Annotated in this window: 13 protein-coding genes; 10 read left to right on the forward strand and 3 right to left on the reverse strand. The window is 65.9% G+C overall.

Annotated features, from left to right (window positions below; all coding sequences use genetic code 11):
- Positions 1-3 precede the first annotated feature (3 nt).
- Together AB431_RS08550 and AB431_RS08555 are read right to left on the reverse strand one after the other, a co-directional pair.
- Entirely contained in the window at positions 4-873 is an 870-nt protein-coding gene (locus tag AB431_RS08550) for an ABC transporter permease (RefSeq protein ID WP_200902706.1), read from the reverse strand.
- On the reverse strand, positions 873-1,799 hold the full coding sequence (locus tag AB431_RS08555; RefSeq protein WP_047333223.1) for an ABC transporter permease: 927 nt from the start codon (positions 1,797-1,799) through the stop codon (positions 873-875). The genes AB431_RS08550 and AB431_RS08555 overlap by 1 nt, the downstream gene beginning before the upstream one ends.
- A gap of 759 nt (positions 1,800-2,558) precedes the next feature.
- Between AB431_RS08555 and AB431_RS08560 the strand changes: the two genes are divergently transcribed.
- The 10 genes from AB431_RS08560 to AB431_RS08605 are packed head-to-tail and all read left to right on the forward strand — an operon-like array spanning position 2,559 to position 13,945.
- Positions 2,559-4,217 carry a thiamine pyrophosphate-binding protein gene (locus AB431_RS08560; protein WP_047329570.1) on the forward strand — a complete coding sequence of 553 codons (1,659 nt, stop codon included), beginning with the start codon at positions 2,559-2,561 and terminating at the stop codon, positions 4,215-4,217.
- The gene (locus AB431_RS08565; protein WP_047329571.1) at positions 4,217-4,888 is read left to right on the forward strand and encodes a hypothetical protein; all 672 of its coding nucleotides are present in this window, start codon (positions 4,217-4,219) and stop codon (positions 4,886-4,888) included. Before AB431_RS08560 ends, AB431_RS08565 begins: the two co-directional genes overlap by 1 nt.
- Positions 4,885-5,907 (forward strand): 3-oxoacyl-ACP synthase III family protein, encoded by a 1,023-nt coding sequence (locus tag AB431_RS08570; protein WP_047329572.1) that lies wholly within the window; start codon positions 4,885-4,887, stop codon positions 5,905-5,907. Before AB431_RS08565 ends, AB431_RS08570 begins: the two co-directional genes overlap by 4 nt.
- Positions 5,904-6,173: an acyl carrier protein gene (locus AB431_RS08575; protein ID WP_047329573.1), complete on the forward strand. Its 270-nt coding sequence runs from the start codon at positions 5,904-5,906 to the stop codon at positions 6,171-6,173. Before AB431_RS08570 ends, AB431_RS08575 begins: the two co-directional genes overlap by 4 nt.
- Complete coding sequence (locus AB431_RS08580; RefSeq protein ID WP_047329574.1) at positions 6,170-7,780, forward strand: AMP-binding protein; 1,611 nt, start codon at positions 6,170-6,172, stop codon at positions 7,778-7,780. Before AB431_RS08575 ends, AB431_RS08580 begins: the two co-directional genes overlap by 4 nt.
- Positions 7,774-9,984, forward strand: a complete 2,211-nt coding sequence (locus tag AB431_RS08585; RefSeq protein ID WP_047333224.1) for an MMPL family transporter — start codon at positions 7,774-7,776, stop codon at positions 9,982-9,984. The genes AB431_RS08580 and AB431_RS08585 overlap by 7 nt, the downstream gene beginning before the upstream one ends.
- Positions 9,977-11,092, forward strand: a complete 1,116-nt coding sequence (locus tag AB431_RS08590) for a methyltransferase (RefSeq protein ID WP_047329575.1) — start codon at positions 9,977-9,979, stop codon at positions 11,090-11,092. The genes AB431_RS08585 and AB431_RS08590 overlap by 8 nt, the downstream gene beginning before the upstream one ends.
- Positions 11,064-11,825: a class I SAM-dependent methyltransferase gene (locus AB431_RS08595; RefSeq protein ID WP_047329576.1), complete on the forward strand. Its 762-nt coding sequence runs from the start codon at positions 11,064-11,066 to the stop codon at positions 11,823-11,825. The genes AB431_RS08590 and AB431_RS08595 overlap by 29 nt, the downstream gene beginning before the upstream one ends.
- Complete coding sequence (locus AB431_RS08600; RefSeq protein WP_047329577.1) at positions 11,822-13,126, forward strand: cytochrome P450; 1,305 nt, start codon at positions 11,822-11,824, stop codon at positions 13,124-13,126. Before AB431_RS08595 ends, AB431_RS08600 begins: the two co-directional genes overlap by 4 nt.
- Positions 13,127-13,183: 57 nt before the next feature.
- Entirely contained in the window at positions 13,184-13,945 is a 762-nt protein-coding gene (locus tag AB431_RS08605) for a MerR family transcriptional regulator (protein WP_047333225.1), read from the forward strand.
- A 13-nt stretch (positions 13,946-13,958) separates the two neighbouring features.
- Here the strand turns inward: AB431_RS08605 and AB431_RS08610 are convergent, their stop codons facing one another.
- On the reverse strand, positions 13,959-15,170 hold the full coding sequence (locus tag AB431_RS08610) for a pyridoxal phosphate-dependent aminotransferase (protein ID WP_047329578.1): 1,212 nt from the start codon (positions 15,168-15,170) through the stop codon (positions 13,959-13,961).
- Positions 15,171-15,294 lie beyond the last annotated feature (124 nt).

Raw genomic sequence — 15,294 nt, forward strand, 5'->3', positions numbered from 1 at the left:
GCCCTATCCCGAGATCCGGATCCCGGCGCTGTTGCCCCAGAACAGCAGCGTCAGAACCATATCCGCGGCGACGACGGTGACGATGCTGGCGCGGATGGCTCGTCCCGACGCGCGTCCGACGCCTTCGGGTCCGCCGACGGCGTAGTAGCCCTGATAGCCGTGGATGGCGATGATCAGTGTCACGAAGATGACGGCTTTGAGTACCGAGAACACCACGTCCGATGGCTGGATGAAGGAGTCGAAGTAGTGGTAGTAGGTGCCCGACGACTGACCGTGCATCACGTTGACCACCAGCGCGCAGGACACGTAGCTCAGCGCCAGCGTCACCACGTAGAGCGGAATGATCGTCAGCATCCCGGCGATCACCCGGGTGGTCACCACGAACGGAATCGACCGAATTCCCAACGCTTCCAGCGCGTCGATCTCCTCGGAGATCCGCATGGCACCGATCTCGGCGGTCATGCGGCAGCCGGCCTGGGCGGCGAAGCCGATCCCGGCGATCATCGGCGCCATCTCTCGGGTGTTGGCGTACGCGGAGACGAATCCGGTCAGGGGGCCCATCCCGACCATGTCCAGCGCGCCGTAGCCCTCGATCCCCACCGAGCCGCCGACCGCTGCACCCATGAAGATCAGCACGCCGATGGTGCCGCCACCGACGATCAGCGAGCCGTTGCCCCACATCACGTCGACCAGCAGCACTCCGGTCTGATGCCGGTAGTGCTTGAGCGTGTGTGGGATCGCACCGAGCACCTGTGCCAGGAAGCTGACCTGATGCCCGAGGCGCTGCAACAGCGAATCGCCTTGGCCGGCGACCCACAACGGAGCCCGCAGAACAGACGGCACGTGGCGAGACGGTGCTGACACCCGGGCCATCAGCCCATCCTCAGTGGCATCGACATCGAGACACCCTGCGTGATGATCAGATTGAGGACGAACACCGCGACAACGCCGATGACCACGGCGGCGTTGACGGCGTCGGCCACACCGCGCGCTCCGCCTTTGGCCTCGAGGCCGCGCTGACATGCCACCAGGATCACGACCACCCCGAACAGCCAGGTCTTCACCATGGCCACGACGACATCGTTGACGCTGGCAAACGAGGCGAACGAGGCGATGTAGCTGCCCGGTGTGCCGGACTGGAACCCGACGTTGATCGCGTATCCCGCCGCCAAGCCCATGAAGATGATGAAGGCGCACAACACCGGTGCCACAAACACGATCGCTGCGAGGCGGGGGGTGACCAATCGCTGCACCGGGTCGACGCCCATGACCCGGAGCGCGTCCACCTCCTCGCGGATGGTCCGGGCGCCGAGATCAGTGGCCACCGCCGAGCCGGCCGCCCCGCCGAGCAGTAGGGCGGCCACCATCGGCGCGCCCTGGCGGATCACACCGAGACCACCGGCCGCACCCGACACCGAGGAAGCTCCGACCTGCTGAATGAAATTGCCAACCTGCACGGCCACGATGACGCCGAACGGAATGGACACCAGTAGTGCCGGAATCGCCGTGACGCTGATGATGAACCACGCCTGGTTGACCGTGTCCCGCCACGGGTGGCGCAGCCGGATCAGGTCGGCGACGAGGAAGCCGAAGGCCTGCGCGCCGAGGCCGAAGAACCGGCCCAGCGTCTGCAACGACGAATCGGTTCGGGACAGGAGGCGACGGAAGGGTCTGCTCAATATCTCGGCGACCTGGCGGCCCAGCGGTGCTTCGCCGGTGTCCGGGGGATCGACCGGCGTCTCGGACGTGGCGGGTGCCGCCGGTACGTCATCGCAGACGTGTGCGCCGTTGGTGGTGATGCTCAGTGCGTCGATGTCGACGCAAGCCAGATCGGTGCTCTCCGTCTCGATCGTTGCTTGAGCCGCGGTCGCGTCATCGACACCTGCGGTCAACGGCAGGCACCTCCTTAATCGCTGGTACGACCAGTTCCCCCAGCAAAGTTCGAGCTTGGTTGTCGTGCGTTTACCAGCGGTCCGAGTACGTGGGTTGTACCAGCGGCGGCACGCCTGTGTTCACGGAAAGAAGGTCAGTGTGATGTACGCCACAATCGAACGTCAAGGGCTGGCGGCGCGGCGACGCAAAGGCGAAAGCGGGTCATCGGTTGCGGAAGGGTCAATAACGTGCACCGATGGGGTTCGGAATGGTTGGCTCGGGTAAGTTCGCAGGACTGGCCATGCTTTGGGGCTAGAACCGGCGCGTTCCAAGCACTGCGGGCATGGTTCAGATGCCTGGGAAATGCACAGGAATTTGCCAGCGTGTCAAAATCTTGCGGCGGCCCAAGGCCAGTCGCGCTGCGGCCATGGCCTAGACCGTTGGGGTCGGCCCCGCCGCCGGGCGGCGGTAGCGGACACCGCCGTGTTCACATTTCGCGCGAGGGTAGCGAGCAGGCTGTCCCGGCAAATACCGCTACGAGCGGGTGCGATTGTCTGTCAGATCGCCAAAGTCCGGCGAAGACGAACGCACCTGCACTAGGGTTCGTGCAAGTTAGACCGACTAGGTGGGAGTCATGGCGAGCGCTGTTTCTGGACACGTGCCCGGGGCCACCGCGCTCGAACGACATGCCGGTCAACTCTGAGCGCAACGGCGTAGAGGATGGGCGCACGCGAGTAGTCGACTACATCGCCGAACACCTCGTACGCCGCGGCGTTCGCCATGTGTTCGGCGTGGACGGCGCCAACATCGAGGACTTTTACGATGCCGTCCACGGCTGCTCGGACCTCACCGCTGTGGTGGCCAAGCATGAGTTCTCCGCCGCGGCCATGGCCGATGCCTACAGCCGCGCCGTTGCCGGCCTCGGCGTCGTCGTCGCGACGTCCGGCGGTGGAGCCCTCAACACCATCCCGGGACTGGGAGAGTCGCTGGCCAGCCGGGTGCCGGTGCTGGCGCTGATCGGCCAGCCGTCGACGACATCGGACGGCGGCGGATCGTTCCAGGACACCAGCGGCGTCAACGGAGCGCTGCCCGGGGAAGCGTTGTTCGCAGCGGTCGCCGTCCACTGCGAACGGGTGCTGACCCCGGCCGACATCCTGACCGCGCTGCCCAGGGCGGTCTCGGCCGCGACGAGTATCGGCGGGCCCGCAGTTCTCCTGCTGCCCAAGGACATCCAGCAGGCAGTCGTCGATGCGGAGGGTGACGGCCCCGTCCAGGACGTGCCTCGCATGGTCGGAGACCTCACCGCGCTGGTGCAACTGCTGCGCAACACCGATGGCCCGGTGACGATCATCGCCGGGGACCAGGTGGCCCGCGACGACGCCCGCGCCGAACTGGAGGCGCTGCGTGCGGTGCTGCAGGCGACCGTGGCCACGGCGCCCGACGCGAAGGATGTCGCTCCGGCAGCGTTGGGCGTCGCCGGCGTGATGGGTCATCCGGAAGTGGCTGCCGCGGTGTCGGACAGCGCGCTGTGTCTCGTGGTGGGCACCCGGCTTCCGCTGATGGCCCGTGGCGGTCTGGACGCGACGCTCGGTTCGATACCGATCGCCTCGATCGGTGCGGGAATTCCGTATCTCCCGAGCGCCCACGTCGAGAGTCACGATCTACGCACCGCGCTGAGCCGGTTGGCCGCGGCGTTGGCCGACGTGACTCGGGCGCCGGCCCGGCATCGCGCGCAGGGCGAGTTGAGCCCTCCCGCGCATGCGGGCGTTGGCGTGCGTTACCGCGAGGCGATGCGTGTGCTGGACGCGCTGCTGCCGCACGAGGTCGACATCGTCGTGGACGCGGGCAACATCGGCGCGGCCGCAATCCACTGGCTGCCTGCGCGACGCGACGGCCGCTTCCTGGTGGCCCTCGGCATGGGCGGCATGGGTTACAGCTTTGGCGCCGGTATCGGGATGACGTTCGCCCGGGGACGTCGCACCGTCGTGATCGCCGGTGATGGAGCATTCTTCATGCACGGCATGGAAATTCACACCGCGCTGCATTATCGACTGCCGGTGACCTTCGTGTTGTTCGACAACCACGCGCATGCCATGTGCGTCACCCGCGAGCAGCTGTTCTATGGCGATCGCTATAGCTACAACCGGTTCGGTTCCAGCCGGCTCGGGGCGGGGCTCTCGGCCATGTTCCCCGCCTTGGCGTCGGCGGATGTCACCGATATCGGCGAACTCGGCGTGGCGATCAAGGCGGCGCTGGACGTCGACGGCCCGTCCGTGGTGTCGGTGGAGTGCTCGGCCGACGAAATCCCGCCCTTCACAGCCTTTTTAGATCTGGGAGACAGCTGATGACACTACCCGCGCTGGCGGACATCACCGCACACCACGGTGGCGCAGAACCGATTCCGGGACTGATGCGCATCGAGACGTCGCCCAGGGAAAAGGCGACTCCGATCCTCATGGAAATGATCCACGCGGTCTATCCGCACGACGAGGTGTTCGGTGAATACTGCACCGTCAACGACTTCGTCGACTGCCCACCCGACGACCTCTTCGACTACTTGGCTGACACCCGCTCATTGGAGGAATGGACCTACAGCCTGAGGGGTTTCACTCGCACCGAGGAGGACGGCCTCTGGCTGGCCTACGACCGCCTGGGTACCGAGACCGAAATCTACACCCGTACCGTCGCCAATCGCGAAGCCCGCACGGTGGATTACCACTGCGCCTGGGATCAGGGACGGCACCTGTGGATGGTCTACCTGATGCGGGTCGTGGACGCGCAGACGGTGTTCAACAAACCGGGCTCGGTCGTGTTGTGGACCAACTGCCACCACCCGTTCTACGACGACAACCCGTATCCGGAAGCCGCCCCGCCGGAGCGGCCGGTCTGGGTGGGTGACTTCTGGGACATGTTCGGCGCCGGGCACCTTCTGGAGTTGAAGAATCTCAAGGCAATTGCGGAGTACCGCCACCGCAACGGACTGCCGATCACCCCGGACTGGATGCGCGAGTCATGAGCCAGCCCACCGTCAGCCTGATCGATGTCGCCACCTACCTGCCCGAAAACCGCGTTCCCGCAGAGTGGTACACCCAGTACGGCGGCAACGACGATCTGCGGGACAACGCGATGTTCCGGCCCCCGGACTATCGTCACCATGCCGCCGATGACGAGTCCAACGTCGACATGATCCAGCGTGCCGTCGCCGCCTTGGTCGACCGTCATGGGCCGCAGGTGCTCGACGACGTCGACGTGCTGCTCACCCACTCGCAGCTGCCCGATCTGCCCATCCTCGGGGCGGGTGGCGAGGTCGCGAAGCGGCTGAACATCAACCCCGAGTGGATCATCGACGTCCACAACGGCGGCTGCGCGGCATTTGTCCTGATGCTCAAACTCGCTCGGCAACTGCTGACCGGCGGCGCCGGAAGGACGGCGCTGATCGCGGTCGCTCAGAACGCCGCAGGCAAGATCTTCGAGCAGGACCAGGTGCGCAAGCTCGCGCAGGCGTCGGTTCCCGGCGACGGGGCGGCCGTCGGGCTGGTCACCCTGTCGGACACTTCACCGGTGCTCGACATCGAATGCCGTTACTTCGGCGAGAACGCCACCGACATGACCTTGGCCGCCGATCCCGCGCGGCGGTGGTGGGAAGCCGGGCCGGGGCAGGGCTATGTCGGGTTCAACGAGGGCAAGATCATCAAGGTCCTCGCCCGGGGCAACCGGCAGGTACCCCAGGTGGTGCGTGCGGTGTGCGAGCGGATCGGCGTGAAGCCCGGCGACCTCGACCTTCTCGTCACCAACCAGCCGAATCGACTGCTGTTGCGGAATTGGAATGAGGCGCTGGGTATTTCGCCGGAGCGGCACCGCGACACGTTCCACGAGTGCGGCAACCTGTTCGCGGTCGCGATTCCAGTGAATCTGGAGGCTGCTGTCGTCGACGGCCAGATCGGCGCCGGCGACATCGTGATGATGGCCGGGTTCGCGCACGCAGGAGACTTCGCGGGCGCCGCCGCCGTCCAGTGGGGCGGAACGCGGACATGACGGCGGCCAGCGGCCCAGCGGTGTCATTGGCGACGGTGATCGACGACATCATCGGACTGATCCGGGCCGAGACCGATAGCGCCACCGCCCTGACCGCCGATTCGGGACTGCAGGACGCCGGAATGGATTCCGCGCGGGTGCTGTCGCTGGTCTTCCGGATCGAAGCGCGCTACGACATCGAGCTGGACGCCGAGGACAGTGACGATCTGCGTACCGTCGGCGACCTGGCCCGGCTGGTGTTACGCCGCATCCAGGAACGGTCATGAATGGCGCTCCGGCGATCCGGCCGAAGTTCGACACGCTCACCGAGATGCTGGACGCCGCAGCGCACAGTGGCCAGAGCCTGTTCTTCGTCGATCGCAACGAGTTCGACACCGAAGTTCCGATGGCCGACATTCGCCGGCAGGCGCGTGCGGTCGCGGCCGGGTTGAGTAGCGCCGGTGTCCGGCCCGGTGACCGTGTGGCCTTGGTGCTGCCCACCGGTCCGGAATTCGTCGCCTCCTTCTTCGGCGTCCTGTACGCGGGTGCGATCCCGGTGCCGCTGTACCCGCCGGTGCGACTGGGCAAGCTCGACGAGTATCGCCACCGCACCGCCGCGATGCTGCAAGCGGTTCAGGCCGTCCTCGTGATCACTGAGGAGCGCATTCGGCCACTGCTCGAGGCCACCGGGGTGAGATGTCGAACGGCCACCGAACTCAACGGGACATGGCACCGTGACATCGAGGTGTCCGCCGATGACCTAGCGTTGATCCAATTCTCCTCGGGCACCACCCATGACCCCAAACCGGTAGCGCTGACCCACCGCAATCTGTTGTACAACCTCGGGGCGATCGCGGACTACTTCGCCGCGGCGGGCATGCCGGACCAGGTCGGCGTCACCTGGCTGCCGCTGTATCACGACATGGGCTTGATCGGGAACCTCCTGACGGCGTTCTACCTTCCACGACCGCTGGTGTTGCTGCCACCCGATTTGTTCCTGGCCGTGCCGGCCGCATGGTTGCGCGCCGTCTCTCGGCACCGCGGAACCGTCACCGCCGCACCGAATTTCGCGTTCGGCCTGTGCCTGAAGCGGATTCGCGATGACGAGCTCGCCGATGTCGACCTCAGTTCGTGGCAGCTGTGCCTCAACGGCGCCGAGTTGACCAACGCCGACGTGCAGCGTCGGTTCAGTGAGCGCTTCGAGCCGTGGGGATTCGATGCGCAAGCGTTCACACCGGTGTACGGCCTGGCCGAGGCGTCATTGGCGGTGACGTTCAAGCCACCGGGCACAGTGTTTCGAACCTTCGATCTCGATGACAGAGAATTGGTGAGCACGGGCCGTCCGCTGGCCGGCGTCGAAGTGGAGATCCGCGACGACGATTCCCGGCGGCTGCCCGACGGCGAGGTAGGGCACATCTTCGTTCGCGGAGCCAGCGTGATGTCCGGCTACTTCGGCCGCGACGACCTCACCGAGCACGTCCTGATCGGCGGCTGGCTGGATTGTGGCGACCTCGGATTCGTCCACGACGGTGAGCTTTTCGTGTGTGGTCGCACCAAGGAGACGGTGATCATCCGCGGCGCGAACCACGCACCCCAGGATTTCGAGGCCGCGCTCGACGGGCTCACCGGTGTCCGCACCGGATGTGCGGTTGCGGTGGGTTACCTGCCCGCCGATGCGGAGGACGAGGCGCTGGCGATGCTGGTCGAGACCACCGCCGATGCGCCGGACGGCTTGGCCAGTGACGTCGCTGCCCGGGTGCTGCAGCACACCGGCATTGCCGTCGGCCACGTCGAGCTGTTGGCGCCCGGCACATTGCCGCGGACATCGAGTGGGAAGATGCGCCGGCTCGAAGCGCGTTCGCAGTGGCTGGCGGGAACTCTGTCACCGTGTTAGCGGCCATCGCGCGGCTCGCTTCTCGTGCTCCCCGGCGAATGATCGCGTGCGCGTTGCTCGTCGTCGTCGGCACGGCGGCATTCGGCATCCCGGTGGCGGCCCGGCTTTCCGCGGGCGGCCTCACCGATCCCGGCGCCCAGTCGTCGCAAGTGAAGGCGCTGCTGGCGAGCACCTTCGGGCAGGGTGACATGCCCCTGCTGATCACCGTCAGCTCACCCGCCGGGGTGAATTCCGCTGCGGCCCGCACCGTGGGGACCGAGATCGTCGCGACGCTGGCCGAATCGCCGACTGTGGCGACGGTGACCTCGCCGTGGACCGCTCCGCCGTCCGCAGCCACCTCGCTGGTCAGTAAGGACGGCACGATCGGCGTCATCGTGGCCGGTATCACCGGCGGCGAAAACGGCGCACCGAAGAATGCCGGCGCACTGATCGACAAGGTCGTCCACGACCGCGACGGTGTGATGGTGCTGGCGGGTGGTGAGTCGGCCATGATGCTGCAGATCAACCAGCAAAGCGAAAAAGACCTGAAGATCATGGAAGGAGTGGCGATTCCGCTGAGCTTCCTGGTGTTGGTCTGGGTGTTCGGCGGTCTGGTCGCGGCCCTGCTGCCGCTGGCGGTGGGAGCTGTCGCGATCTTCGGCGCGATGGCGGTGCTGCACGTGATCACCTTCGCCACCAATGTGTCGATCTTCGCGCTCAATCTCGCTGTGGCCCTGGGGCTTGCGCTGGCGATCGACTACACGCTGCTGCTGCTGAGCCGGTTCCGCGACGAACTGGCGACTGGCGCCGGCCGCGGCGACGCCCTGGAGCGCACCATGGTCTCCGCCGGGCGGACGGTGTTGTTTTCCGCGATGACGGTCGCACTGTCGATGTCGGCGATGGTGCTCTTCCCGATCTATACCCTCAAGTCCTTCGGCTACGCAGGTGTTGCCGTTGTCGCGTTCGCCTCTCTCGCTGCCATTTTCGTGACCCCGGCAGCCATCATGTTGCTCGGCGACCGGCTCGACTCGCTGGATCTGCGTCGCTGGCTGCGGCGCCCTGTCGGGGCTGTGCGCCCGGTGGAAGACGGCCCCTGGTATCGGGTGGCGATGTTTTCCATGCGCAGGGCCGTCGTGATCGGCGTCGCGATCGTCGCGCTGCTGTTACTGCTCGGGGCCCCGTTTCTCGGCGTCAAATGGGGAGTACCCGACGACCGGGTCTTGCCGACATCGAGCTCGGCCCATGTCGTCGGCGACCAGCTTCGCACGCAGTTCGGTGCCGACCTGGCCAGGAATCTCACGATCGTGATCCCGGATCTGAAGGGTGTCAGTCCGGCTCAGCTCGACGACTACGCCGCCGCGCTGTCGGGGGTATCCGGCGTGTCGTCCGTCTCGTCGCCTGGCGTCACGTTCGTCGGCGGAAAATCCGTTGGTCCTCCGACGGCGGCGACTGCGATCGCGAATGGCAGCGCGTTCCTGACCGTCACCAGCACCGCGCCGCTGTACTCGCGAGCATCTGAGACGCAGCTCGATCAGCTACAGGCCGTTCCCGCGCCGGGGGGCCGGCCGGCGTTGATCGGTGGTACCCCGCAAGTCAACCGAGACACTGCCAGCGCCATCGCATCCCGGCTGGGAATGGTTCTGGCGATCATCGCCGGGATCACGTTCGTGCTGCTGTTCTTGATGACCGGCAGCATAGTGGTGCCGCTGAAGGCGCTGGTACTCAACGTCTTATCGTTGACGGCCGCGTTCGGTGCGTTGGTGTGGATCTTTCAGGACGGCAACCTCGGCGCCCTGGGCACGACATCGACCGGCACCCTGGCCATCAGCATTCCGGTCCTGCTGTTCTGCATCGCTTTTGGGCTGTCGATGGACTACGAGGTGTTCCTGGTGTCGCGTATCCGGGAGTTCTGGCTGACGAGCGGCAAGACTGCGGCCGACAACGACCGAAGCGTTGCACTGGGATTGGCGCGGACCGCACGGGTGATCACCGCGGCTGCGCTGATCATGGCGATCACGTTTGCGGCGCTGTCGGGTGCTCAGGTGTCCTTCCTGCGGATGCTCGGGGTCGGATTGACATTGGCGATCCTCGCGGACGCCACCCTCGTGCGGGTTCTGCTCGTGCCGGCCTTCATGCACATGATGGGCCGATTCAACTGGTGGGCACCAAAACCGCTGGCCCGCTTGCATGGACGGTTCGGCATCCGGGAGGCGTCCCATGCCTAGGAGCGCGAAGGTGCCGCCTGCCCGGCTCGCCCGCGTCGTCGAGTGGGCGCGCCATCACCTGCTGCTGCTGCATCAACGGATGCTGCCCGCGCCCATGGCAATGATGGAGTTGGTGGTGTCTGGCTGGCCGGCGCAGGCGATCACCACGGCCGCCCAATTGGGCATCGCCGACGCGCTCGCCGACGGACCCCTGCATCTCGACGATCTGGCAGCTCGGGTGGGTGCGGACCCCGACGCGTTGCGGCGGCTGATGCGGGCGCTGATCGGCCGGGGCATCTTCCGCCGTCGCCGCGACGGCCGGTATGCACTCAATTCTCTTGGCGATACGCTGCGTTCCGATGCGCCCATCTCGCTGAAGGGGGCGGCGATGTTCCAGGGCTCGCGAGAGCAACGCGAGCGCTGGACCCTGCTGACGGATTCGGTTCGAACAGGTGAGTCGATCGTTCCCGCACTGCGGGGCATGGACGGGTTCGACTACCTCGTCGAAATACCGGAGCATGCAGATCTTTTCGACCAGACGATGACGAGTCTCGCCCAGATGACGCTGGCCGTCGTGGTGGCCAGCTACGACTTCGGCGCCCACCACACCATCGTGGACGTGGGCGGGGGACAGGGCGCGATGCTGGCCGCCATCCTGGCGACAGCGCCCGGCTCGCGGGGTGTTCTCTACGATGTGCCGCGCGTCGTCGCGGGCGCCCCGGAGTTATTGCGCACCAGCGACGTGGCGACCCGAGTGACGGTCGTGGAAGGGTCGTTCTTCGACCATGTTCCGGTCGGTGGTGACGCCTATCTGCTGAAGAACATCGTCCACGACTGGGCTGACGACAAGGCGCTACAGATCCTGCGCAACGTTCGGTCCGCGGCCAGGCCGGGGGCCACTCTGCTGCTTGTCGAGATGGTCGTCCGCGATAACGGCCGTGACGGACCGGAGAACTGGGTAGACCTGGAGATGCTGCTGAACCTCGGATCGCGCGAGCGGACCGCGGAGGAGTACCGGACTCTGTTGGCACAGGCAGGCTTCCGGATGACCCGCGTGGTCCCGACCGCGTCCCCGCTCAGCGTGGTGGAGGCCGTCGCCGATGAACAGCCGCCGGGCTGCCGGGACTGAGATGGACATCGCGACCATGCCGCGCGCCGGGTTCGACGCCTCCTGGCTTGATCGGCGGCTGCGGACCGCACGGCCGGAGTACCTGGACCGCGATGACGTCGATGAGTGGGTGAAGCGACAGGTGATCTGGTCGCTGGACTGGATGGGCCGGATCTTGCGGGACCACGAGCATCTCGCGGCCCGGGCACTGCCACTCGTCGCCGACGTCGATTCCCCGAGGATTCTGGAATTGGGGGCCGGCCACGGGGCACTGTCGCGCGCAGTGTTGAAAATGCGCCCCACCGCCCACGTTACGGTCACGGACATCGATCCGATCTCAGTGGCCAACATCGCCGCCAGTGATCTGGGCAGCGATCCGCGGGTCGTCGTCCGGCAGGTCGACGCCACCGACATCGACGCGCCCGACGGCTCCTACGATCTGGCCTTGTTCGCGCTGTCGTTTCATCACCTGCCGCCGGCTCAGGCCGCTCGTGTGCTGGCGGAGGGCACCCGCGTCGCCGACACGCTTCTCATATGTGATCTGTTCCGGCCCTCGGCCCTGGTGCACGTCCTGCGGTTGGCCTCGATGTTGCCGTTTGTGTTACTGCCGTTCGCCCACGACGGGCTGATCAGTTCGTTGCGTGCCTACAGCTGTTCAGCTTTTCGCACGCTGGCCGCGTACGCCGATCCGGCTATCACCCTCGAGTTCAGCCGCTTGGGCCGCAACCAGGTCGTCGTGGCGCGTCGCGCATGAGGCTCGTGGCGACGGCGGTTGCGCTCGGGCGTGCCGCGTGGGCCGGCGTCGACCCGGAGGGGTTCTTTCGGCGCCATGCCAACGACGTTGCGCCGTTTGCAGTGCGATTTCCGGGACTCGGTGAGGTGTTGTTCTTCTCGACGGCCGATGGTGCCCGCGACATACTGACCGCGCCCGGGGCGATGTGTCGGGCACCGCTGCCCAATCCGATCGAGCCCGTCGTGGGAAAGAACTCGCTGATCCTGCTGTCAGGCGAGACCCATCGCCGGGTGCGAAGTGTCCTGACGCCACCATTTCGTGGCGAACTCATGCGTTACTACGTCGACCTGATCGCCGAGGCCACCGCGCGGGAGATCGAGGCGCTGCGGCCGGGAGATCGCCTCCTCGTCGGTCGAACGGCGCAGGCCATCACTCTGGACGTGGTGATCCGGGTGGTCTTCGGCGTGACCGATGGTGGAAGGCGCGACGAGTTCTCCAGGGTGACAACGCAATTGCTGCGGGCTGGCGGTGCAGCGCTGATGCTGGTTCCCTGGCTGCGCCGAGATGTCGCGGGCCGGGGGCCATGGGCCCGGCTGGTCGCGTTTCGCGCGCAGCTCGACGAATTCCTGTCCGAACAGATCGACGCGCGCAGGCGCAGTGGTGAGCACGGCGGCGACGTGCTGGACCTGATCCTCGAGGCCACCGACGACGAGGGCAACAGCCTCAGCGGCGACATGCTTCGTGACCAACTGCGGACGATGCTCGCCGCCGGACATGAAACAAGCGCGACGTCGTTGGCCTGGGCGCTTTTCCACATCCATCAGGACGAGGGCATTCGCACACGGGTCCTCGACGAGCTGGCCACCGTCAGCACACCGGCTGAGATCGCCACCCTGCCGTTCCTCGGCGCGGTGATCCAGGAAACTCTGCGCGTGCACCCAACCGTGCCGATCGTTCTGCGGAGACTCACGGCGCCGATGACAATCGCCGGCGTTTCCTGCGGGGCCGGTGACGTGGTCGGAATTGCGCTGCCCGCCTTGCATTTCAACCCCGAGGTATGGGCCGAACCGAATATCTTCAACCCTGATCGATTTTTGGCTGCCAGACCGTCACCGTTCCGGTACGCGCCATTCGGCGGGGGCTACCGCCGGTGCATCGGTGCAGCCTTCGCCCACAACGAGCTCGCCGTCGCGATCGGCACCATCATGAAGTCACTCGATCTCGCGTCTGTGCAGGGTGAGCGGCCACCACGGGCCGTCCCTCGCGGAATCGCGACGAGGCCCAGCCGCGAAATCACGTTGGAAGTGATCGCCCAACGTTAGGTTGACCCTCACGCGGCGTGAGGCGCGAACATGGTCGATGTGACGCAGGAGATGCAGGTGGACGAACTCACCGTGGGCGAGGTCGCGAAGCGATTCGGCATCACGGTGCGGACGCTTCATCACTACGACGAGATCGGGTTGCTGACCGCGAGTAGGCGTTCGACGTCGGGCTATCGGGTCTACACGTCCGCGGATCTGATGCGGTTGTCCCACATCATCGTCTACCGCCGCCTCGAGTTGCCGCTCGACGAGATCGCGAGCGTGCTCGACGAGGGTGATGTGGTCAGCCACTTGATTCGCCAGCGCGAGCGCGTCATGTCCCGGATCGATGAGATGAAGGATCTCGTCGAGGCAATCGACCACGCATTGGACAAAGCAATGACCAACACACCTATGACTGATGACGACATGCGCGAGCTCTTCGGCGACGGCTTCGACGACTACCAGGCCGAGGCTGAACAGAAATGGGGTGACACGCAAGAGTGGCGAGAATCGCAGCGCCGAACGAAGTCCTACGGCAAGGAGCAATGGCTCCAGATCAAGTCTGAAGGGGCAGCTGTCGAGAAGGCGTTGGCAGATGCCTTCCGCGCCGGGCTTCCCGCGAACTCCCACGAGGCAATGGACGCAGCGGAGAAACATCGGCTGCACGTGAATCGCTGGTTCTACGACTGCTCGCCGGCGTTCCACCGCAATCTGGGGGACATGTACGTCAGCGATCCCAGGTATGTCGCCACGTACGACGCGTCATTCGGGCTTCCGGGGCTTGCGGCCTACTGCCGTGACGCAATCCATGCGAACGCAGACCGAAACGGCGACTGAGCGGCGGTGAATGTCACTGGCGGTACGTCGCCAGAAACTGTCCGATTGTCTCGACGGTGGTTTCGAGCTCGTCGGCGGACGGCAGCATCACGATCCGGACGTGGTCGGGCTCAGGCCAACTGAGGCCCGTACCGGGAACGAGACGGATCTTCTCCTGCAGCAGCAGATCAAGGACAAACTGCTCGTCGTCGCGGATCGGATACAAGCCGAGGTCGATCTTGGGGAATGCGTACAGCGCGCCCCTGGGTTTGACACACGAGACGCCGGGAATCGAATTCAAGGCCGCCCAGACCCGATCACGCTGTTCGTGCAGTACGTCGACAGGTAGCGTGAGGTCACGCCCGGACCGATCGGCCTCGAGTGCGATCCGAATCGCCTGTTGGGCAGGCGCATTCGCGCAACGACGCAGACCGGCGACGGTCGTCAAGCCGTCGAGGTAGCTCACGGCGTGATCGGTCGGTCCGGATACCGCGAGCCAGCCCGCGCGAAATCCCGCACAGCGGTACGCCTTCGACAGGCCGTTGAACGTCAGGCACAGCAGATCCGGCGCCAGTGAAGCCGTCGTGGTGTGGACGACGTCGTCGAAGAGAATCTTGTCGTAGATCTCATCGGAGCAGACGATGAGGTTGTGCTCGCGCGCGATGTCCAAAATGCCGGTCAGCACGGCGGGCGGATACACCGCGCCCGTCGGATTGTTCGGGTTGATGATGACGATCGCCCGGGTACGCGCGGTGACCTTCGCCGCGATGTCGGCGACGTCGGGATACCAGTCCGCCGACTCGTCACACCGATAGTGGACGGCGCGACCACCGTTGACGTTCACCGCGTCGGTCCACACCGGGAAGTCGGGCGCGGGGACCAGGACCTCGTCGCGCTCGTCGAGCAGCGCGGTCATCGCCATCACGATCAGTTCGGACGTGCCGTTGCCGAGGAACACGTGCTCGACGTCGATGTCGGGGACATCGCGGGCGGCGTAGTACTGCACCACGGCGTGCCGTGCCGTCAACAACCCTTTGGTCGCGGTGTAGCCGGCCGAGGTGGCGAGCGTCTCGGCCATTTCGCGGATCAGCTCAGCGGGAGGTTGGAAGCCGAAAGGGAACGGGTCGCCGGTATCGAGCCGCATGACCCGGTGTCCGGCCGCCTCCAGTCGTGCAGCCTCGTCGGCGATCGATCCCGCAGTTTTGCGCGACAGGCTGGCAAGCCTGCTCGACTGCGCGAATTTCATACGGTTCCTTCGGCCGACTGCCGAGCAAACCCGCAGGTCAGTGCGGGCCGAAGGCAACCTATTAGCGTGCGCGTCAAAAGCCTAGCGGGCTGTCGCTCGACTGATCAATTAATCAGTCGGGCGG

Origin of the sequence: Mycobacterium sp. EPa45 (assembly GCF_001021385.1) — a bacterium.
In the GTDB taxonomy this organism is placed as follows: Bacteria; Actinomycetota; Actinomycetes; order Mycobacteriales; family Mycobacteriaceae; genus Mycobacterium.

Coding starts and splice junctions, on each gene's coding strand:
- AB431_RS08575 (WP_047329573.1), top strand. CDS start 5,904: ATGACGGCGGCCAGCGGCCCAGCGGTGTCATTGGCGACGGTGATCGAC.
- AB431_RS08565 (WP_047329571.1), top strand. CDS start 4,217: ATGACACTACCCGCGCTGGCGGACATCACCGCACACCACGGTGGCGCA.
- AB431_RS08590 (WP_047329575.1), top strand. CDS start 9,977: ATGCCTAGGAGCGCGAAGGTGCCGCCTGCCCGGCTCGCCCGCGTCGTC.
- AB431_RS08595 (WP_047329576.1), top strand. CDS start 11,064: ATGAACAGCCGCCGGGCTGCCGGGACTGAGATGGACATCGCGACCATG.
- AB431_RS08550 (WP_200902706.1), bottom strand. CDS start 873: ATGGCCCGGGTGTCAGCACCGTCTCGCCACGTGCCGTCTGTTCTGCGG.
- AB431_RS08600 (WP_047329577.1), top strand. CDS start 11,822: ATGAGGCTCGTGGCGACGGCGGTTGCGCTCGGGCGTGCCGCGTGGGCC.
- AB431_RS08610 (WP_047329578.1), bottom strand. CDS start 15,170: ATGAAATTCGCGCAGTCGAGCAGGCTTGCCAGCCTGTCGCGCAAAACT.
- AB431_RS08570 (WP_047329572.1), top strand. CDS start 4,885: ATGAGCCAGCCCACCGTCAGCCTGATCGATGTCGCCACCTACCTGCCC.
- AB431_RS08560 (WP_047329570.1), top strand. CDS start 2,559: ATGCCGGTCAACTCTGAGCGCAACGGCGTAGAGGATGGGCGCACGCGA.
- AB431_RS08580 (WP_047329574.1), top strand. CDS start 6,170: ATGAATGGCGCTCCGGCGATCCGGCCGAAGTTCGACACGCTCACCGAG.